This is a genomic window from Kribbella sp. NPDC056345, assembly GCF_042262745.1.
Lineage (GTDB): Bacteria > Actinomycetota > Actinomycetes > Propionibacteriales > Kribbellaceae > Kribbella.
In genome coordinates this window covers 49,997-69,873 of the sequence record NZ_JBHJQQ010000019.1, presented here as the reverse complement: position 1 = coordinate 69,873, position 19,877 = coordinate 49,997, and the positions used below count along the sequence as shown (strand labels likewise).

The following is a 19,877-nucleotide window of genomic DNA, read 5'->3' as shown; positions in this document are numbered from 1 at the left end:
GGAATCATCCGGTACGGAAGGCTTGCTGCACGCTATGCCTTACGTCACGCCTGCTGGCAGTCGGCGCAGGTGCCGAAGATCTCCAGGGTGTGGCTGATGTCGGCGTAGCCGTGCTCGGCGGCGACCTTGTCGGCCCAGCGCTCGACGGCCGGTCCCTCGACCTCCACGGTCCGGCCGCAGTTGCGGCAGACCAGGTGGTGATGGTGACCCTTCGAGCAGCGCCGGTACGCCGTTTCGCCGTCGGCTGTCCGCAGTACGTCGACCTCGCGGGAATCGGCCAGTGCCTGCAGGGTGCGGTACACGGTGGTCAGCCCGACGGCCTCCCCGGAGGACCGGAGTTGGGCGTGGATCTCCTGGGCAGTCCGGAAGTCGTCGAGCGTGTCGAGCGCCAAAGCGACCGCTGCGCGCTGACGGGTCGAGCGTGTTCCGATGGCCACCGTTCCTCCTGTCCTCACCGGCTTTTCCGCGGTATCGCCAGTAATTGTCTCAGAGCTCAGCAAATCAGTGCTCATCCCAATGGTCACCGTGTGCCGCGTGCAGGTGACCGTCGTGCACATAGTCGACGTGATCGCCGTGTTCGACCTTCTTGTGACCGCATGCCTGGCTGTGCGCGTGCGGGTGCCCGGCGCTGACCACGTGCGGCTCCGGAGCCGGTACGCCGACCTCGGGCTCCTCGTCGTCGAGTGGAGCGACCCGGCTGGAGCGCCGGCGCAGTAGCGCGCCGACGGTCGCGGCCACGACGAACCCGGCCAGCGCCAGCACGACGATGGTCGCGCCCGGCGCGACGTTCGCGTTGTACGACGTGATGATGCCCGCCAGGCAGGCGGTCACCCCGATCGCACATGCGGTGACGAAGGTACTGCGGAAGGACCGTGTGACCTGCTGAGCAGTCGCGACCGGAACCACCATCAGCGCACTGACCAGCAGCAGGCCGACAGTCCGCATCGCGACCGTCACGGTCACCGCAGCCATCACGGCGATCAGCAGGTTCAGCAGCTGGACGCGCAGCCCGGTCACCCGGGCGAACTCCTCGTCCTGGCAGACCGCGAACAGCTGCGGTCCCAGCCCGATGGCGATCACCAGCACCGCCACGGCCAGCCCGACCACGACGTACAGGTCGCTGGCGGAGACGGTGGTGAGCGAGCCGAACAGATACGTGTTCAGCGTGGCCGCGCCCTGACCGGCCAGCCCGATCAGCAGCACGCCGCCCGCGATTCCGCCGTAGAAGAGCAGTGCGAGAGCCACATCGCCGGACGCCTTCCCGCGGGCCCGGACGAACTCGATCGCGGTCGCACCGGCAATCGCCACGATGATCGCGGTGAGGACCGGCGCAGTCCCCGTCAGCAGACCGAGAGCGACACCCGTGATCGCGATGTGCCCGATCCCGTCACCCATCAGGGACAGCCGTCGCTGCACCAGGTACGTGCCGATCGCCGGCGCGGACAGCCCGGTCAGCAGCCCCGCGATCAACGCGCGCTGCATGAACTCCAGCTGGAAGAGGGTCATGAGGTCAGCCAACCCGAATCGTCTGAGCTGTGGGAGTGGTGGACGTGCGCGTGGGTCTGCGAGGCGTGCGGAGGACCGTCGTACACGATCCGGCCGCGGCGCAGGATGATCGACCGGTCGATCAGCGCGTCCATCGGGCCGAGGTCGTGGCTGACCATCACCACGGTGGTGCCGCGCGCGACCCGCTCCCGGATCGCGTCGGCGAAGATCTGCTGGCTGGCCAGGTCGACCCCGGCCGTCGGCTCGTCGAGGATGAGCAGCTCGGGGTCGGAGACGAGAGCACGTGCGATCAGCACGCGCTGCTGCTGACCACCGGACAGCTCGGCGACCGCGTCCTTGCGCCGGTCGGCCATGTCCACGACCCGCAGCGCGTCCTCGATCGCAGCCTTCCTGGCCGCACCCAGCGGCGCGAACAACCGCCGCCGCGACAGCAGCCCGGACGACACCACTTCATACACAGTCGCCGGTACGCCGCCCGCTGCGGTGATCCGCTGCGGTACGTACCCGATCCGCTTCCAAGCGCGGAACCGGGGAACCGGCGTACCGAACAGCCGCACCTCACCACGGGCGGCCGGCAGCAGCCCGACCACCGTCTTGATCAGAGTGGACTTGCCGGAGCCGTTGGCCCCCAGTACGGCGACCACCTCGCCCTGGCGGATCTGGAGATCGACGCCCCGCAACACCAGACGACCGCCCAGGTCGACCGAGAGATCGGTGACCTGGACGGCCTTCGCGGCGGTGTCTGGTTCCGCGTCTTGTGGTTGTGTCACGCGCAGCTGTTCGCCTTCCGGAGCTCTTGAAGGTTCTCCCGCATCAGGCTCAGGTAGGTCTCTTGGGAGTTGGCGTCCGACAGCCCCTCGATCGGGCTCAGTACGGCGGTCTTGACGCCGACGTCACGCGCGATCGTCTCGGCCACCTTCGGGCTGACCAGCTCCTCGTAGAAGATCGTGGTGACGTGTTGCGACTTCACGATCTCCTGCACCTCCTTGATCCGGGTCGGGGTCGGCTCGGCGTCCGGGGTGAACCCGGCGATGCCGACCATCGTCAGACCGTACCGCTTCGCGAGGTAGGCGAAGGCCTCGTGACTCGTCACGAACGTCTTCAGTTTGCAGTTCGCCAGGCCGGACTTGTACTCGCCGTCCAGTTTGCCGACCTCGTCGAGCAGCGTCTTGGCGCGGGCCTTGTACCCGTCCGCGTTGGCGCTGTCGGCCGCGGCGAGCCTGTCGGTGACCGCGTTCACGACGGCGGTGTACCGGATCGGGTCCAGCCAGAAGTGCGGGTCGAGGGCCTCGTCGGCGTGCGCGGCCGGCTTGGCCTCGCCCTCCTCGTGCTCCTCGAAGTCCGCGCCGGTGGCCTCGAGCTTCGCGGCCGGGGCGACGTCGAAGCCGGCGTCCTTGGCGTTCTGCTCGACGGCCTCGTCGACGGCGGGCTGCAGGCTCTTCTCGTAGACGACCAGCTTGGCCGCCGCGATCTCACCGACCTGCTTCGGTGTCAGCTCGAGGTCGTGCGGTTCCACGCCGGGTGCGGTCAGTGTGGTGACATTGACCGCGTCACCCCCCACTGTCCGGGCGATGAACTCGAGCGGGTAGAACGAAGCAACGACGTCGAGCTTGCCGCCGCCGGAGCCACCGGCGGACGGAGAGCCGCCACATCCGGCCAGGGTGACGGTCGCCAGGACGGCGACACCGGCGACGACAGCGCGAGCACTAGATCTCATGACAATCATTTTCATTTAACTGGAGATGATTGTCAAAACAGGGAGTTCAACCGATGAGCAGCCGACCCGTGGGGCGCCGCCGCGCCGACCGCCGGGGAACCCGCCGCCGTACCCTCGACACGCCCGCCGGGCACGGCCATGGGCACGGTCACGGCGGCGATCACGTGGTCGACACCTCCGTGGTGGACAACGACGCGATCGTGGCCCGCCGGGTCCGGATCGTGGTCGCGGCCGTGCTGGCGCCGCTGATCACGGCCGCGGTGATCGCGATGATCGTGATGTGGCCGGGCGGCGGGGTGCAGGTCGCGACGTACCAGACCAACACCGCCCGCGGCGAGGTCACCAAGCTCGCGCCCTGCCCGGACAAGCGGGACCAGTGCGACCTCGCCTCGGTCAAGCTGAGCACCGGCCCGGACAAGGGACAGATCGTGCCCGTCCAGGTGCCGCAGGCGGGCAAGGTGCCGATCTCGATCGAGGTCGGCCAGTCGATCATGCTCGGTGTCCAGACCGATGCGAAGGACATCGCCGACCGCTATCAGTACGTCGACCACGACCGCAGCAAGCCGTTGCTGATCCTGGCCGCGGTCTTCGCGCTGGCGGTGGTGGCGTTGTCGCGCTGGCGTGGTTTCGCCGCGCTGATCGCACTCGCGATGACCGCGGTGATGCTGACCCAGTTCATCCTGCCGGCGATCCTGAAGGGGTCGAATCCGCTGCTGGTCGCGGTGGTCGGCGGCACGGTGATCATGGCGGTAGCGCTGTTCCTGACCCATGGGATCAACGCGCAGAGTTCGATCGCGTTGTCCGGGACCATCGCCGCGCTCGGGATGACCGTCGTACTGGGGTGGTTCTTCACCAAGTTCTGTCAGCTGACCGGGCTTGCCTCGGACGGCGCGTCGGCGGCCAAGCAGTTCTTTCCGAGCCTCAGTCTGACCGGCCTGCTGGTGGCCGGCATGGTGATCGGTGCGCTCGGCGTACTCGATGACGTCACGGTCACCCAGGCGGCCGCGGTCTGGGAGCTGTCCGCCGCCAATCCGTCCGCCTCTCGCGCCGAGCTGATCGGCGCCGGGCTCCGGATCGGCCGCACCCACGTCGCCTCGGTGGTGAACACGCTGGTCCTCGCGTACGCCGGTGCTGCGATGCCGGTGCTGATCACCTTCGCGATCCAGGGCCTGCCCGGCCAGTACGTGATCTCGACCGAGATGGTCGCCATGGAGATCGTCCGGGGCCTGGTCGGCAGCCTCGGGATCATCGCCGCCGTACCTCTCACCACCACGCTCGCGGCGCTCGCTGTGGCCGACCGCAGCAGGGATCTAATCACTCACAGTGATCATATCGACACTAACTGACAACAACTGAAAATCAGCTCTTCCCCGGGGGGCCGCAGGCTCCTAGAGTGCAATTAGGTCACGGAGAGTCCGCCAATGACTACCTTCTGTGGCCAGTACGGGGTGAGGAGTGCTGATGAGATTCCGCCATCGGGACGGTTCTGTCGTCCACCTGGGGTATTCCGCCACAGTTCTGCCTGCCACGGACCTGGATGAGCTGATCAAGTGGCTGGACGGCTGTGCGGGCGCCGCGCGGGCCGAGCTCGGCGTACCGTCGCTCGGCATCGGGCTGTGGCTGGTGAGCCCGCTCGCCGACCGGCTGGCCAACTCACCGGTCGCCTTGCGGCGTCTGCAGCGCGCGCTGACGCGCCACAAGCTCGAGGTCGTTTCGCTGAACGGCGTCGCCCACTCGGCGTTCGTCGACAAGGTCGTCGGGTCCAAGGTCTACTGCCCGGACTGGACCGACACCGAGCGGCTGCGCTACACGGTCGACCTGGTCGACATCCTCGCCGAGTTGCTGCCGCCGGATGCGGAGTACGGCTCGATCTCGACGCTTCCGCTGGCCTGGCGTGAGCCCTGGTCGAAGCAGCGCGACGCGGCGACCCGGGTGGCGTTCGACCGGCTGGAATTCCACCTGGACCGGACTGAACGCCGTACCGGTCGGCGGATCCGGATCGCGGTCGAGCCCGAGCCCGGGTGTGTGCTGGAGATGGTCGGGCAGGCGGCGGGCTGGCTGAGCACCTACGTCAGCCCGGACGCCGGCAAGTCGCGGATCGGGCTCGGACTGGACACGTGTCACCTCGCTGTTCAGTTCGAGGAGCCGGGTCCGGCGTTCGAGACGCTGTGGCGGGCTGGTGTGGATGTGGTGAAGGCCCAGTTGTCGGTGGCTCCTCAGCTGGTCGACCCGTCGGACGGTCTCGGCCGGCAGGTGCTGGCCGATCTCAGTGACCCGAAGTATCTCCGTCAGGTACGGGAGTGGTGTGGCCCCGGTGTCGATGACGTCGATCTGGCGTACCAGTTGTCCGGTCACGCCTGCTGGCGGATGCACGCCCACATCGCTGCCCACGAACCGCCCCCGGCCCCGCTCACCGCGACCACCGCCGTACTGGATGAGTGCCTGACCCGCATGGTCGGCGGCGGCCATCCCATGACACATCACCTGGAATCAGAGACCTACACCTGGACCCGCCAGCCCCGGACCCGCGCCCAACTGGCCAAACGCATCGTCGGCGAACTCCAGTGGCTCCGCGACCGCGTTACCGGCCTGGGTCTGCAGGAGATCTTGGACTGAGCAAAGCGGAGTAGTCAGGCAGTGCCGTCGAGCCGAGCGCCTTGCCGACGGCGTTCTGCGACCAGATGAACCGCTGGATCGGCCTGGGCAGTTTCGGTACGACGGATGTCGCCAACGGCAGCAGGCGGAGCGTGGCCGGCCCACGCGGGATGATCGAGCCCATCACCTTCGGACCGATCTTGCGGCTCCGGTCGACCATCTGCCGGACCTTGGCCTCGTAGGTCCGCAGTCCGGCGGGGCCGTTGGCAGCCAGTTCTCCGGCCAGGATGTACGCCGTTGCGACGGCGAGGCTGGTTCCTCCACCGACTGCGGGCGCGGGGCAGTAGCCCGCGTCGCCGACCAGGCCGATCCGGCCGCGCTGCCAGGTGTCGAGAGTGATCTGCGCGATCGCGTCGAAGTAGAAGTCGTCGGCGGCCTCGAGATGCTCGAACAGTTGCGGTACCCGCCAGCCGTAATCACGGAACGCCGTTGCCAGTAAGGCCTTCTGCTGATCCTTGTCGCGGTAGTCGTACTCGAGCTCGGCCTCGGTCCGGACCATGAACATCGCTCGGGACTGCCCGGTCTGACGGACGCTGTACAGCCCCACCAGCCGGTCGACGGACTGGTGGATGAGCATGCTGGAACCGAGGGGGAAGAGGTCCGGCATCGAGTAGACAGCGAGGTAGCCGCCGAGATGACGGCGTACCGGCTCTTCCGGGCCGAAGGCCAGCCGGCGGACGTTCGAGTGCATCCCGTCGGCGCCGATCACCAGGTCGAACCGACGCGGCGCGTTCCGCTCGAAGGTCACATCGACCCCGGCGCCGTCGTCGGTCAGCGCGGTGATCGAGTCGCCGAAGAGGTACTCGGAGGTGGTCGCGGACGACAGGATCCGGATGAGTTCGCCGCGCAGGATCTCCACATGCCGGTCGGAGATCCCGGCGTACAAGCGTCCGAGATCGACGTGCACGGGTCGCCCACCGGAGCGCTCGATCGTCAGATCGTCGATCATCGTCCGGGCCGCCTTGACCTCGTCCCAGAGGCCCATCTGCTGGACGACGTCGGTCGCCTGCCCGAACAGGTCCACCGCGTGACCGCCGAGGCCGTGCCGCAGCGCCGGTGTGCGTTCGACGACGGTCGTCTCGAACCCGTACCGATCCAGCCAGTAGGCGAGTACCGGCCCGGCCACGCTCGCGCCTGAGATCAGGACCTTCATGCCGTCCTCCTCCTGATTACTTAACGGAAGGTAAGCAGAGCTGGCGACCTCGTGTCAACGGTTTACTTAACGGAAGGTCAGTTAGACTCGGCTCATGCCGAGACTGCGCACGGACGACCCCAAGGCCCGCATCCAGCAGGTCGCGGTCGAGCTGTTCGCGGAGCGCGGCGTCCAGCAGACCAGCCTCCGTGACATCGCTGAGCGACTCGGCGTCACCAAGCCCGCCCTCTACTACCATTTCGCGTCCCGCGAGGACCTGCTGAACAGCCTGGTCCAGCCCCTCGTCGACGACTTCGACGCCTACGTCGCCGCCCAGGAGGCTGCGGCCCCACTCGCGGCGGAGGACCTGCTGACGTCGTACTTCGACCTCGTGTACAAGCACCGTTGGCTGATCCAGATCCTCATCCGCGACCTCGGCGTCCTCACCGAACTCAAACTCGTCGACCGTATGTTCGACTGGCGCGCCCGCGTGACCGAACTCCTCATCGGCCCGGCCCCGGCCTTCGACGCCAAGGTCCGCGCCGTCGTCGCCCTGGGCGGCCTCTCCGACTCCGCCGTCATGTTCGTCGACGAACCCCTGGACGCCCTCCGCGCAGCTGCCGTCTCCGCAGCCCACGACTGCCTCCGCCCGACCTGAGGGTGGCGGGGTCGGTGGTCAGGCTGATTCGCGGATGACCAGTTCGGTGGGGAGGGTGACTGGGGCGGCGGTGCCTTGGGTCAGGAGGGTGAGGAGGAGCTGGACGGTTTGGACGGCCTGGTCGGTCATGGGGGAGCGGATGGTGGTGAGGGCGGGGGCGGTGTAGAGGGCGGCTTCGATGTCGTCGAATCCGATGACGGCGACGTCGTCGGGGACGCGGCGGCCGGCTTGGCGCAGGGTGCGGAGGGCGCCGATGGCCATCAGGTCGTTGGCGGCGAAGACGGCGTCCAGGGTCGGGTCGTCCTCCAGTAGCTGGCGCATCGAGTCGGCGCCGGAGATGCGGGTGAAGTCGCCGAGGGCGATGATCGAGCGGCGGCCGGTGTCCTTCAGGGTGTCCCGGTACGCCGCGAGGCGTTCCTGGGCGGCGGTCATGTCGAGCGGGCCGGAGATGGTCGCGATCCGGCGGCGGCCCTGGTCGAGCAGATGCTGGACCGCCTTGGTGGCGCCGCCGTGGTTGTCGTTGTCGACCCAGGGCATCAGGCCGGGGGTGGCCAGGCGGCCGTGCGAGACGATCGGGAGACCGGTCCGCGACAGTACGGCGGGGAGTGGGTCGGCGCCGTCCATCGAGACCAGGATCGCCCCGTCCACATGACCGGCGGCCAGGTACTGCTCGACGCGCAGGCGGCTCTCGTCGGAACCGGCCAGGACGAGTGAGACCTGCTTGCCGGCGCGCTCCAGCTCACGGCTCGCGGCGCGGACGACCATCGCGAACATCGGGTCGTCGGAGACCAGGCCGGCCGGGGGATCGGAGACGATGATCGCGATCGTGTTCGTCCGCTGGGTGACCAGATTGCGGGCCGCGCCGTTCGGGACGTAGCCGAGCTCGGCCACCGCGGCCAGCACGGTCTCCCGGATCGCGGGCGCGACCGTCGGCTCCCCGTTGATCACCCGGGACACGCTCGACTTAGAAACCCCGGCCCGGGCCGCCACCGCATGCAACGTCGGCCGTCTCATGCCTTCGAGCCGTTTCATTCCATAAGGGTGGCACGGTTCCGGAACCTGTCAACTCTTGACACCGTTCCCCGACAGGCACAGTCTCCCTCTCAGGGAACGTTCCCCGACAACTTCATCGATGTGCATTGTCCGACTGCCCCCGGAGACGCCCATGCCACATCTCACCCGCCCGAGAACTGTTGCTGCGCTGGCAGCCCTCTCCCTCCTGATCGGCCTGCTCGTCGCGCTCCCCGCACGCGCCGCCGACGTACTGCTGTCCCAAGGCAAGACCGCCACCGCCTCCTCGTCCGAGAACGTCGTCTTCGGCCCCGCCTCGGCGGTCGACGGCGACCCCGGAACCCGCTGGTCGAGTGCGTTCGGCGATCCGCAGTGGATCCAGGTCGACCTCGGCGCGAGCGCCACCGTGACCCAGGTGCAGCTCGCCTGGGAGGCGGCGTACGCGACCGCCTTCCAGATCCAGATCTCCACCGACGGCAACAACTGGACCACCGTCAACACCACCACGAATGGTGCCGGAGGCAACCAAACTCTCAACGTCAGCGGGACCGGACGCTACGTCCGCCTGCTGGGCACCCAGCGCGCCACCCAGTGGGGCTACTCGCTATGGGAGTTCAAGGTCTTCGGCAGCACCAGCGGCCCTGCCCCCGGCTCCGGCCTGCTGTCCTACAACAAGTCAGGTGTCTCGTCGACGCAGCAGCACGACAGCAACTGCTGGGAGTGCACGCCGGCCCGCGCCTTCGACCTCGACCCGGCCAGCCGCTGGGCGACCGCGACCGACTCCGGCTGGGTCGACCCGGGCTGGATCTACGTCGACCTCGGCGCGACCGCGCAGATCGACAAGGTCGTCCTGCAATGGGATCCGGCCTCGGCGAAGTCCTACCAGCTGCAGGTTTCGAACGACGCGAACAACTGGACCACGATCTACTCGACCACCAACGGTCCCGGGTTCAAGGAGACGCTGACCGTTTCGGGCAGCGGCCGCTACGTCCGCATGTACGGCACGCAGCGCAACACGCCGTACGGGTACTCGCTGTGGGAGTTCCAGGTCTACGGCACCGGGGGAGCGCCGAACACGCCGCCGACCCCGCCGGCCGACCCGGCGAACCCGCCCCAGCTGATCTGGGAGGACAACTTCAACACCCCGGCCGGCGCCAAGCCCGACGCTGCGAAATGGCGTGCTGACCCCGGCATCGGCCAGAACAACGAACTGCAGGTCTACACCAACAACGACAACATCCAGACCGACGGCCAAGGCAACCTGGTGATCGAGGCACGTCGGCAGGAAACCCCCGGTACGACGTGCCCGATCGACCCGGTCAGCGGTAAGGGCACCTGCCAGTACACGTCCGGCCGGATCAACACCGGTACCAAGTTCGACACGACGTACGGCAAGATCGAGGCCCGGATCAAGGTGCCGAAGGGCAACGGCCTGTGGCCCGCGTTCTGGATGATGGGGAGCGACTTCCTCACCGGCCGTCCGTGGCCGTACAACGGCGAGATCGACATCATGGAGATCCTCGGCCGCGAGACCACCAAGGGCTACTCGACGCTGCACGCCCCGGCCTACAACGGCGCCGGCGGGTACGGCGGGACCTACGGTCTGCCCGGCGGCGCGGACTTCGCCGACGACTTCCACACCTGGACGATGCTGTGGAACTCCACCGGCATCACCTACCAGGTCGACGGCGCCACCGTGTTCACCGTCGACAAGGCGCAGCTCGAGGCGACCCGTGGCCCGTGGATCTTCGACCACCCGTTCTACCTGATCCTCAACCTCGCCGTGGGCGGCGACTTCCCCGGTCCGCCGAACGCGCAGACGCCGTTCCCGTCCCGGATGCTCGTCGACTACGTCCGCGTCTACCACTGAGGGGAGACCTACAGTGAAACGAACAGTTCTCCTGACACTGCTGGCGGTCCTCGGCGCCTTCCTGGTGAGTGGCGCCGGTACGGCTCAAGCGGCTGAGACCCTGCTGTCCCAGAACCGACCAGCCCTCGCCTCGTCGACCGAGAACGCCGGTACGCCGGCCGCCGCGGCCGTGGATGGCAACAACGGCACCCGGTGGGCCAGCAGTTTCGCCGACAACCAGTGGCTGCGGATCGACCTCGGGTCGACCCAGTCGTTCAACCGCGTGCTGCTGCGCTGGGAGGCGGCGTACGCGCGTGGGTTCCAGATTCAGACGTCCAACACCGGCAACGAGTGGGTGACCGCTCACACGACGGTGAACGGCACCGGCGGTGAGCAGAACCTCGCCATCAGTGGCTCGGCCCGCTATGTGCGAGTGCTCGTCACGGAACGCGCAACGCAGTACGGCGCATCGCTCTGGGAGTTCCAGGTGTACGGCGGGACCGGCGGACCGATCGTCCGGGTCGCGGAGTTCCTGGCGGACTGCCCGTACACGCACCGGCTGCCGGACGACCCGATCGTGTTCCCGAACATGCCGGGTGCGTCGCACATGCACAGCTTCTTCGGTGCGACTGTGACGAACGCCCACACCACGGTCGAGGACCTGGCCAATTCGCCGACGAGCTGCAACCCGGCGGTCGACACCTCGTCGTACTGGGTGCCGACGTTCTACTCGAACAACCAACCGGTCGAGCCGACGGGTACGACGTTCTACTACCTGGGCGAAGGTGTCCGGGACGACGTGATCGCGCGGACCCAGCCACTGCCGTACGGACTGCGGATCGTGGCCGGTAACGCCAAAGCCACCGGGCCGAACGACAACACCATCTCGCGATGGTCGTGTCTGCACGCCGGTGACGCGGGATCCGGGCACGACTTCATCACCTGCCCGGCCGGGTCGATGCTGGAGTCCTACCTGGACTTCCCGCAGTGCTGGAACGGACGTGACCTCGACTCACCGGATCACAAGAGCCACATGGCGTACCCGGTGAACGGCGACTGCCCGGCATCCCACCCCGTGCCGGTGCCGAAGCTGCGGCAGGTGCTGCGCTATCCGGTGAACGGCTCGACAGCCGGCTTCCGGTTGGCCAGTGGTGGCGGGTTCACCATGCACGGCGACTTCTTCAACGCCTGGCCGGTGGACGAGATGGCTCGGCGGGTCAACGACTGTATCCGCCCGATCATCAAGTGTGGGGCGGACGGCCGTCCGTGAAGTACCTCGTACTGGCGTTGGTCGCCGGAGTACTCGGAGGATGCGGTTCGGCCCCGCAACCTCCCGCTCCGGCGGCCTCCGTCGCCTCGGCCTTCAACCCGACCGACGCTGCCTGGCTCGGGCTGATGATCCCGATGAACGAGCAGTTCCTCCGGATCCTCGGATTTGCGCCAACGAACTCCACGGACCCCGCCGTACGCCGGTTGGCCGCGGAACTGACGGTTGGTCACCAGGCCGAGCTCAAGCAGCTGCTCGCCCTGCGCGACCGAGCGCGGTTGCCGACCACGAACGCTCATGCGGGGCACAACATGCCCGGGATGATGACCGAGGAGGAGGTGGTCGCGCTACAGAAACTGCGCGGCCCCGCCTTCGACAAGGTGCTGCGAGCCGAGGTGAAGGACCACCTGACCCAGTCGGCCCTCGTCACCCGCAGCGTAAAGGCCGCCGGCCAGGAGCCCGGAGTGAAGAACCTCGCCACCGCAATCGAGAAGCACCGAACCGCACAGACGGCCCGGCTGGGTACCTAGGCGCCGGCGATTCGGGAGACGCCGAACAGGAGGATTACCAGGATCGAGAAGACGCGGAGGAACTTCGGGCCGGTGGTGACGGCCGGCCAGGAGAGGAAGGCCAGCCAGCCGAGGACCAGGGCGAGCAGGATCAGGGCCGGGACGGCGACCACGACCGGAGCGAAGACCCCGACCAGCGCCAGTACTCCGGTGATGATCGGCAGGGTCAGCTTCGGCATCCCGTGCAGCTTCGCGACGTACGGGTAACTGATCTTGGTGATCCGCTGCCGGAGCGGGCTCACCGGCTGACTGCTGGGGGAGCTCATGAGCCCATTGTTCCAGGTCATAGGGTGCGTACATGTTCGTGGTGATCAGATTCCGGGTTCCGGAGGCCGAGCAGGCCGAGTTCGCGCTCCGGGTGGAGGCGGCGGTCGAGGTGCTGAGCCGGCAGAAGGGGTTCGTGACGGCGCGGACCGGGCGGAACGTCGACGACCCGGAGCTGCTGGCGCTGAACCTCGAGTTCCTGAACATCGGCAGCTACCGGCGCGCGCTCTCGCCGTACGAGGTGAAGCTGACCGCCGTACCGCTGCTGTCGCAGGCAATCGATGAGCCCACCGCCTATGAAGAGCTTTCGGAGTTCCTGACCGGACACTGAATGCGACTCCGGCCGCCCCGGACCGATAGCCTGGTGTTTTCCGTACCCGACCTGTGCCCGTTTCTGGAGTTCAAAAGTGCCCGTGGAAACCGTCGATGCCGTCGTCAGCCTCAGTAAGCGGAGAGGCTTCGTGTACCCCTGCGGCGAGATCTACGGTGGAACCAAGTCGGCCTGGGACTACGGTCCGCTCGGGGTGGAGCTGAAGAACAACGTCCGCACCCAGTGGTGGCGGACGATGGTGACGAGCCGTGACGACGTCGTCGGGCTGGACTCCTCGGTGATCCTGCCGACCAAGGTCTGGGAGGCGTCCGGGCACCTGCAGGAGTTCGTCGACCCGCTGACCGAGTGCCAGTCCTGCCACAAGCGGTTCCGTGACGACCACCTGCGCGAGGACTACGCCCGGCGCAAGAACAAGGACGCCGACGCCGTCGAGCTGGCCGAGATCGCCTGCCCGAACTGCGGTAACAAGGGCACCTTCACCGCGCCGCGGATGTTCAACGGCCTGCTGAAGACCTACCTCGGCCCGGTCGAGTCCGACGAGGGCCTGCACTACCTGCGCCCGGAGACCGCCCAGGGCATCTTCGTGAACTTCGCGAACGTGATGGGCACGGCCCGGAAGAAGCCGCCGTTCGGGATCGCCCAGGTCGGCAAGAGCTTCCGCAACGAGATCACGCCGGGCAACTTCATCTTCCGCACCCGTGAGTTCGAGCAGATGGAGATGGAGTTCTTCGTCGCGCCGGGTGCGGACGAGGAGTGGCACGAGTACTGGCTGAAGGCGCGCTGGGACTGGTATGTCGGCCTCGGGCTGAACCCGGACAACATGCGGTTCTACGAGCACCCGAAGGAGAAGCTGAGCCACTACTCGAAGCGCACCGTCGACATCGAGTACAAGTTCAACTTCGGCGGTAAGGAGTTCGACGAGCTCGAGGGCATCGCGAACCGCACCGACTTCGACCTCTCCACCCACTCCAAGCACTCCGGTGCGGACCTGTCGTACTTCGACCAGGAGAAGGGTGAGCGCTGGACGCCGTACGTGATCGAGCCCGCGGCCGGCCTGACCCGGAACGTGCTCGCCTTCCTGCTCGACGCCTACACCGAGGACGAGGCCCCGAACGCGAAGGGCGGCGTCGACAAGCGGACGGTCCTGCGCTTCGACCCACGGCTCGCGCCGGTCAAGGCCGCCGTACTGCCGCTGTCGCGGAACGCGGACCTCTCCCCGAAGGCGCGCGACCTGGCCACCGAGCTGCGCAAGAACTGGAACGTCGACTTCGACGACGCCGGCGCGATCGGCCGCCGCTACCGCCGCCAGGACGAGATCGGTACGCCGTTCTGCATCACCGTCGACTTCGACACGCTCGAGGACCACGCGGTCACGATCCGCGAGCGCGACTCGATGAAGCAGGAGCGGGTCGCCCTGAGCGAGGTCACCGGCTACCTGGCCCAGGCCCTGGTGGGTTGCTGAGATGCGATTGCTGACCGGCGAACGTCTGCGCTTCGGCCTGGCCGTGTTCGGGGTGTCGGCGCTGGCCGTCTTCCTGCTGGCCGCCTGCTCCGACACCGACCCGAAGTCAGGCAGCACCCCGTCGGCACCCGGCAGCAGTTCGGCTCCTTCGACCGAGCCGATCCCGACCGCGTCGACGCCGACCCTGAAGCCGCTCCCGAGACCGGCCAAGCCGTTCCCGACCCCGGCCGTCACCGGCGCCCCGGAGTCGGACGCACCGCTGGCGAACCGGATCCGCTTCGCGATCGCCAAGCAGACCCAGCTCACCGCCGGCAAGGCCGCGAAGACCACGGTCAACTGCCCCGGCATCGACGCCGCGGACAAACCCGGCAAACACACCCTGAAGTGCACGGTCACGTACGCCGGCAAACCCTTCACCGGCACTCTGACGGTCGACGCCCAGCCGTACAACGCGTCGTACAAGTTCACCTCGGAACAAGTTGCCGTCGTCAAGGAAAAAGTCGTCGACGCCGTCCTCCGCGCCGTCCCCGACGCGAGCAAGATCACCTGCACGATGGACTTGGTCGCCGTCGTACCATCGAGTGGTGACGGCATCCGGTGTGACGTCACCACCACCGCGAACGCGGTTGTTCCCCACAACGCCCGAATCTCCGGCGACGGCAAGATCCTCGTCGCAAAGGCCTAATTCATGCTCAAGCTCGGCAATCTGACCATCGATACCCCCGTGGTGCTGGCTCCTATGGCCGGGATCACGAATGCGGCGTACCGGCGGTTGTGTGCTGAGCAGGGGGCCGGGCTGTACGTGTGCGAGATGATCACCTCCCGCGGGATCGTCGAGGGTGATCAGAAGTCGTTGGACATGCTCACGTTCGACGAGCGGGAGACCGTTCGGTCGGTGCAGTTGTACGGCGTGGACCCGGTCTACATCGGGAAGGCCGTGCAACTGCTGTGTGACCAGTACGGCGTTGCCCACATCGACCTGAATTTCGGGTGCCCGGTGCCGAAGGTGACCCGGAAGGGTGGCGGCGGGGCACTGCCGTGGAAGCGGAACCTGCTCGGCGCGATCCTGAAGTCGGCCGTGCAGGCGGCGACGCCGTACGGGATTCCGGTGACCATGAAGACCCGGATCGGGATCGACAGCGACCACCAGACGTACCTCGACGCCGGCCGGATCGCGGAGGAGTCGGGGGCGGCCGCGATCGGGCTGCACGGGCGGACGGTGGCGCAGGCGTACTCCGGCCAGGCGGACTGGACGAAGATCGCCGAGCTGGTCGAGCACGTGAACATCCCCGTGCTCGGCAACGGTGACATCTGGGAGGCCGGTGACGCGCTCCGCATGGTCGCCGAGACCGGGTGCGCCGGTGTGATCGTCGGCCGGGGTTGCCTCGGGCGGCCGTGGTTGTTCCGCGATCTCGCGGTGGCGTTCGCGGGTGGTGAGGCGCTGAACCTGCCGAATCTGGGCGAGGTCGCGGCCGTGATGCGGCGGCACGGCGAGCTGCTGGCGGATCTGATGGGGGAGCAGCGCGGACTGCGCGACTTCCGCAAGCACGTGCCCTGGTACCTCAAGGGCTTCCCAGCCGGCGGCGAGCTCCGCGCCGCCCTCGGCATGGTCGACACACTCGCCCACCTGGACGAGCTGCTCGCTCAGCTCGACCCCACCGTCCCGTTCCCCACCGGCGAGCTGGGCGCACCCCGCGGCCGCCAAGGCAGCCCGCGCGAGCGCGTCATCCTCCCGCACGGCTGGCTCGACAACACCGACGGCCTCACCGACGACATCGCCGACGCCGAAATCGGCGTCTCAGGCGGCTAGGGCGTGTCTCTTGAGCCCACGCCTACTGCGCTGAGCTCGGCACGCAGCTGGGCCGTCAACTCGATACGTTGAGCCTCGCCGTTAGGGAGTTGATCGCCAAGCTCCCAGCGCCAGGCGATGACGATCGCGAGCATGAGCAGTCGGCACTGCCGCAGCAGGTCCTGATCGACTCCCGGGTAGTGCGCGGCGATCTCGTCCGGTGCATGCGCGATGTCGAATTCGACCGGCCCTCGGCACACCGTCTCGAAGTCGATGAACAGCGGACCGTCTTTCGTGCTGAGCAGGTTCCCCGGGTGTGGTTCGCCGTGCAGCAGCTGCTCGGGGGCACCCGTCGCACGGACGGCCTGGCTGGCCTTGGTCAGCGTCGTGACCAGAAGCTCGCGATCGGCCTCGGGGGCCTCCGGTGAGAGGGCCTCAACTGCCAGCACATACGTGGCTTCGATCACCCGATCCATGAAATTCGGTACCGGTACGTCGATCTCGCGCATCCCACCGTGGAGTCGGCGCAACGCGGCGGCGAACTCGTCCGGCGGGATCGGTGCTTGTGGTTCGTAGTACGGCCAGAAGCTGACCGAGATGCCCTCCTGCTCGTGGACCTTCGGATCTGCGGGTGGGACCACCGGGTACCCAGCCTCGGACAGGCGCCGGCTGAGCTCCAGCTCCCGCTCGAACCCGTGCTCATCCGCCAACGCTACCCGCGCGACGACGTCGTTCGGCAGCAGCCGCACGATGACCTTGTTCGATGCGTTGAGCACGATCGCGTCATCCGCCGACGTGATCGCCTTGGCCACTGCAACCGCCGGTTCGACATCCACGCGCCGACCGTAACAAGCCGCCGCCGCCCCGGCGACCGAATTCCGGCGGCACGAAGAACAGGAGGTATTGCCGGGGAAGGAGATCGGGCGGGGAGCGTCAGGCGGTGGAGGGTCGCGACGAGGCAGTGACCTCCTGTCGTTCGTGCTGGCTAGCGGGGGTTGGTGGTGCGCCAGGTGACGTAGTCGGCTACGGCGGCGGGGATGTCGTAGGTGGGGGTGAAGCCGGTTTCGGCGGTTAGGCGGGTGATGTCGAGGTAGGGGTCGGCGCCGGGGCCGGACTGGCGGCCGGGGAGGAGGTCTAGGTGTAGGCCGGGGGTGATGGCTTGGAGGGCCTCGGCGATCTGGCGGTTGGTGGATCGGGTGCCGCTGGAGACGTTGTAGGTCCGGTGCTGGAGGGTCTGGGCCGTGGTGAGAAGGGCTATCGCACGGCCGGCGTCGGGGGCGTAACAGAAGTCGCCGCCATCGTCGGCGTAGCGGGCTTCCGGTGTTTCGCCGCGCAGGATGGCGCTGATGTACGGGGCGATCGTGATGATCGGGGATTCCGGATCCATCAGTGGTCCCCAGGTGCTGCCGATCCGGAGGAGGACGGGGTCGATGCCGGTGCCCTGGAGGCTGTGCACGGTGATCGGTTCGACGGCCTTCTTGAAGGCGACGATCGCCAGGGGCAGGTCTGCTTCGGGGAGCGCGAGCTCTTCGTGCCAAGGGATCTCGGGCCGGCCGATGTAGTTGCCGATGCTGCTCGCGACCGCGAACCGGCGGACACCCCAGGTCCGGGCCGCGTCCAGCGCGTTGAGCAGACCGGCCAGGTCGTTGCGGAAGTACGCGACCGTGTCGTCACCCGGAATGCTTCCGGCCAGGTGGACGATCTCGGTGATGTCATATTCCTTGCCCAGGGCAAGGAAGGCGTCCCGGTCAGTCATGTCCAGGGTCTCGACCGTGACCCGGCCGGCCAGGAACGACGGGACCTCGCTGCGATGATGCGAAGTCACGACCACCTCGCGGCCGAGGTCGACGAGTGCGCGGGCTGTCGCGGCTCCGATCATGCCGAGCCCGCCGGTGACGAGGATCATCGAATCACCGCGTAGTGCAGGTGCGTCACACCAGGCGCCGGTACGGCCTCGATCAGCCGGAGCTCGACGTGAGCGGGCAGCTCCTGGAAGAACCGGTGGCCGCCGCCGAGCAGGATCGGAATCTGGTGCAGCACGACCTCGTCGACGAGCCCGGCCGCGAGCGCGGACGTCGCAGCACCGCCGCCCATGATCCCGATGTTCTTGCCCTCGGCAAGCTTCCGTGCCACCTCGACCGCCTCTTCGATGCTCGAGGCAAGCGTCTGCGCCGGACCGACCTCGAGCGCCTGGTGACTCAGCACCACCAGCGGCGCAGTCGGATGCGGGCTCCCGCCACCGAAGTCGCTGGAATGCTGGTACGTCGTCCGCCCGCAGATGATCGCGCCGTCCCGAGCCGCCAGACTGTCGAAGAGCCGAGCACTAGGCGCGCTCAGCTTGAACCCGTCGAACACCTCGCTCGGGGTATCGCCGTTGAAGTACCAGTCGAACAACATCCCGGCGTCGCCGAGCCCACGTCCGAACTCTTCTGCGCCAGCTGGCGTTCGCCCGCTGATATAGCCGTCCACCGACACGGACAGCGCGACGATGACTTTGCTCATGACAGGTCCTCTCAGAGTGCTTGGGGGAAGGTGAAGAACCGATCCGGGTCGTAGGCCTGTTTCACTGCGCGCAGCCGGGCGAGGTTCTCGCCGTGGTACGCCGCGGGACCATCGGCCAGCGACAGATCGGGAAAGTTCGGGTAGACGCGGCCGCTGCCGTCCGCGTGCGCGATCGCCCACGACCGGTCGTTCGCGGTCTCCAGCAGGAACCGCTGGTTGCGATGGGCGAACGCCGTCGCGTCGGCGGCGATCCTGTTGTACGCACCGCCCATCGCGGTGAACGCCAACCGCCCGCCACCGACCAGCTCGCCGAGTACGTCGTCGGACAGCGACTGCTCGAAGAACTCCGAACGGATCCGCGGCCGCTCGTCCGTGGCCGGTTCGCCGAAGCTCGCCTTGACCGCGGACAGTGGCATTCCGGCGCTCAGTTCGAACGGCACCGCCGTACCGACCAGGTCGGCGAACTCGACCAGCAGCGCGTGAGTCGGTTCGACGGGGAGCAGGCTCGCGCCGATCAGAACTGCCCGCGGTCCGTCGATGGTGAGATTCAGTGTGAGGTCGTCCGGGGCGTCCGGAGCCCAGGCCTGCCAGGCCGCGACGACGGTCTCCAGTTCATCGGCCGGCCAGTCGGCCGCGATCCGGGTCATGACCGGTTCCGCGATGGTGGCGAAGCGGAACTCCGTCACCACGCCGAACTGCCCACCACCTGCGCCACGTAATGCCCAGAACAGGTCCGGCTCCCGATCGTCGTCACACTCGACGACACTGCCGTCGGCGAGTACCACCTGCGCACCGATCAACCGATCGCAGGTCAGCCCGTACTTGCGGCCGATCAGCCCGATCCCACCCCCGAGCGTGAGACCGGCGATACCAACCGTCTGCCCGCACCCGGCAGGCAAACCACGGCCGGCTGCGTGCAGAGCGTCGTACACCTGATCCAGCAGCGCACCCGCACCGATCGTCGCGACCCCATCGGCGCGTACCTCGATCGTGTTCAGACCGGTCAGATCTAGTACGACGTCGCCGCTCGACGACCGGTCGACGAAGCAGTGTCCGCCGCCCCTCGGCACCACGCGGTCGCCGCTCTTGATCGCGGCGACGACATCTTCAACTGATCGGCAGTGCAACATGCCCCGAGGCTAGGAGCGGCGTACCGCCTGCTTCT

General features: G+C 67.7%; 21 protein-coding genes. 10 read left to right on the top strand and 11 right to left on the bottom strand.

The genetic code is table 11. The features are described 5' to 3' along the window. Positions 1-44: 44 nt before the first annotated feature. The 4 genes from ACFCV3_RS38955 to ACFCV3_RS38940 form a co-directional block, all read right to left on the bottom strand. Positions 45-437: a Fur family transcriptional regulator gene (locus tag ACFCV3_RS38955; protein WP_376039495.1), complete on the bottom strand. Its 393-nt coding sequence runs from the start codon at positions 435-437 to the stop codon at positions 45-47. A 64-nt stretch (positions 438-501) separates the two neighbouring features. Next, entirely contained in the window at positions 502-1,506 is a 1,005-nt protein-coding gene (locus tag ACFCV3_RS38950) for a metal ABC transporter permease (protein WP_376039494.1), read from the bottom strand. Further along, positions 1,503-2,276, bottom strand: coding sequence for a metal ABC transporter ATP-binding protein (locus tag ACFCV3_RS38945; protein WP_376039491.1), 774 nt, complete (start codon positions 2,274-2,276; stop codon positions 1,503-1,505). The genes ACFCV3_RS38950 and ACFCV3_RS38945 overlap by 4 nt, the downstream gene beginning before the upstream one ends. After that, positions 2,273-3,223 carry a metal ABC transporter substrate-binding protein gene (locus ACFCV3_RS38940; RefSeq protein ID WP_376039488.1) on the bottom strand — a complete coding sequence of 317 codons (951 nt, stop codon included), beginning with the start codon at positions 3,221-3,223 and terminating at the stop codon, positions 2,273-2,275. Before ACFCV3_RS38940 ends, ACFCV3_RS38945 begins: the two co-directional genes overlap by 4 nt. A gap of 53 nt (positions 3,224-3,276) precedes the next feature. On the opposite strand from ACFCV3_RS38940, the gene ACFCV3_RS38935 reads away from it, so the two are divergent. Together ACFCV3_RS38935 and eboE are read left to right on the top strand one after the other, a co-directional pair. After that, a complete protein-coding gene (locus ACFCV3_RS38935; protein ID WP_376039485.1) occupies positions 3,277-4,569 on the top strand; it encodes a YibE/F family protein in 1,293 nt (430 codons plus the stop codon). A 115-nt stretch (positions 4,570-4,684) separates the two neighbouring features. Further along, a complete protein-coding gene (gene eboE / locus ACFCV3_RS38930; protein ID WP_376039483.1) occupies positions 4,685-5,839 on the top strand; it encodes a metabolite traffic protein EboE in 1,155 nt (384 codons plus the stop codon). Here the strand turns inward: eboE and ACFCV3_RS38925 are convergent. Next, the gene (locus ACFCV3_RS38925) at positions 5,805-7,031 is read right to left on the bottom strand and encodes an FAD-dependent monooxygenase (RefSeq protein WP_376039480.1); all 1,227 of its coding nucleotides are present in this window, start codon (positions 7,029-7,031) and stop codon (positions 5,805-5,807) included. The genes eboE and ACFCV3_RS38925 overlap by 35 nt on opposite strands. Before the next feature lie 94 nt (positions 7,032-7,125). Here ACFCV3_RS38925 and ACFCV3_RS38920 point away from each other — a divergent pair, with 94 nt between their 5' ends. Next, positions 7,126-7,668 (top strand): TetR/AcrR family transcriptional regulator, encoded by a 543-nt coding sequence (locus tag ACFCV3_RS38920; protein WP_376039477.1) that lies wholly within the window; start codon positions 7,126-7,128, stop codon positions 7,666-7,668. An 18-nt stretch (positions 7,669-7,686) separates the two neighbouring features. Here ACFCV3_RS38920 and ACFCV3_RS38915 read toward each other — a convergent pair whose 3' ends face one another. After that, a complete protein-coding gene (locus ACFCV3_RS38915; RefSeq protein ID WP_376039475.1) occupies positions 7,687-8,700 on the bottom strand; it encodes a LacI family DNA-binding transcriptional regulator in 1,014 nt (337 codons plus the stop codon). Positions 8,701-8,833: 133 nt separating this feature from the next. Here ACFCV3_RS38915 and ACFCV3_RS38910 point away from each other — a divergent pair, with 133 nt between their 5' ends. The 3 genes from ACFCV3_RS38910 to ACFCV3_RS38900 are packed head-to-tail and all read left to right on the top strand — an operon-like array spanning position 8,834 to position 12,325. After that, on the top strand, positions 8,834-10,549 hold the full coding sequence (locus ACFCV3_RS38910; RefSeq protein WP_376039474.1) for a discoidin domain-containing protein: 1,716 nt from the start codon (positions 8,834-8,836) through the stop codon (positions 10,547-10,549). Positions 10,550-10,562: 13 nt separating this feature from the next. Continuing rightward, positions 10,563-11,798 (top strand): DUF1996 domain-containing protein, encoded by a 1,236-nt coding sequence (locus ACFCV3_RS38905; RefSeq protein ID WP_376039472.1) that lies wholly within the window; start codon positions 10,563-10,565, stop codon positions 11,796-11,798. After that, positions 11,795-12,325 carry a DUF305 domain-containing protein gene (locus ACFCV3_RS38900; protein ID WP_376039469.1) on the top strand — a complete coding sequence of 177 codons (531 nt, stop codon included), beginning with the start codon at positions 11,795-11,797 and terminating at the stop codon, positions 12,323-12,325. Before ACFCV3_RS38905 ends, ACFCV3_RS38900 begins: the two co-directional genes overlap by 4 nt. Here the strand turns inward: ACFCV3_RS38900 and ACFCV3_RS38895 are convergent. Next, positions 12,322-12,630 (bottom strand): DUF6703 family protein, encoded by a 309-nt coding sequence (locus tag ACFCV3_RS38895; protein WP_376039467.1) that lies wholly within the window; start codon positions 12,628-12,630, stop codon positions 12,322-12,324. The two genes, ACFCV3_RS38900 and ACFCV3_RS38895, sit on opposite strands and share 4 nt — an antisense overlap. Before the next feature lie 32 nt (positions 12,631-12,662). Here ACFCV3_RS38895 and ACFCV3_RS38890 point away from each other — a divergent pair, with 32 nt between their 5' ends. The 4 genes from ACFCV3_RS38890 to dusB all read left to right on the top strand — a co-directional run bounded on the left by ACFCV3_RS38890 (position 12,663) and on the right by dusB (position 16,231). Continuing rightward, complete coding sequence (locus ACFCV3_RS38890; protein WP_376039465.1) at positions 12,663-12,959, top strand: antibiotic biosynthesis monooxygenase family protein; 297 nt, start codon at positions 12,663-12,665, stop codon at positions 12,957-12,959. A 76-nt stretch (positions 12,960-13,035) separates the two neighbouring features. Next, positions 13,036-14,421, top strand: a complete 1,386-nt coding sequence (locus tag ACFCV3_RS38885) for a glycine--tRNA ligase (protein ID WP_376039462.1) — start codon at positions 13,036-13,038, stop codon at positions 14,419-14,421. Position 14,422: 1 nt separating this feature from the next. Beyond that, positions 14,423-15,106 carry a hypothetical protein gene (locus tag ACFCV3_RS38880; protein WP_376039459.1) on the top strand — a complete coding sequence of 228 codons (684 nt, stop codon included), beginning with the start codon at positions 14,423-14,425 and terminating at the stop codon, positions 15,104-15,106. A gap of 3 nt (positions 15,107-15,109) precedes the next feature. Beyond that, positions 15,110-16,231: a tRNA dihydrouridine synthase DusB gene (gene dusB / locus ACFCV3_RS38875; protein ID WP_376039456.1), complete on the top strand. Its 1,122-nt coding sequence runs from the start codon at positions 15,110-15,112 to the stop codon at positions 16,229-16,231. On the opposite strand, the gene ACFCV3_RS38870 is transcribed toward dusB, so the two are convergent. The 4 genes from ACFCV3_RS38870 to ACFCV3_RS38855 all read right to left on the bottom strand — a co-directional run bounded on the left by ACFCV3_RS38870 (position 16,228) and on the right by ACFCV3_RS38855 (position 19,842). After that, positions 16,228-17,046, bottom strand: coding sequence for a phosphotransferase (locus tag ACFCV3_RS38870; RefSeq protein ID WP_376039453.1), 819 nt, complete (start codon positions 17,044-17,046; stop codon positions 16,228-16,230). The two genes, dusB and ACFCV3_RS38870, sit on opposite strands and share 4 nt — an antisense overlap. Positions 17,047-17,195: 149 nt before the next feature. Then, positions 17,196-18,116 (bottom strand): NAD-dependent epimerase/dehydratase family protein, encoded by a 921-nt coding sequence (locus ACFCV3_RS38865; protein ID WP_376039451.1) that lies wholly within the window; start codon positions 18,114-18,116, stop codon positions 17,196-17,198. After that, a complete protein-coding gene (locus ACFCV3_RS38860) occupies positions 18,113-18,712 on the bottom strand; it encodes a dihydrofolate reductase family protein (RefSeq protein WP_376039448.1) in 600 nt (199 codons plus the stop codon). Before ACFCV3_RS38860 ends, ACFCV3_RS38865 begins: the two co-directional genes overlap by 4 nt. An 11-nt stretch (positions 18,713-18,723) precedes the next feature. Further along, on the bottom strand, positions 18,724-19,842 hold the full coding sequence (locus ACFCV3_RS38855; RefSeq protein ID WP_376039445.1) for an FAD-binding oxidoreductase: 1,119 nt from the start codon (positions 19,840-19,842) through the stop codon (positions 18,724-18,726). Positions 19,843-19,877: the final 35 nt, after the last annotated feature.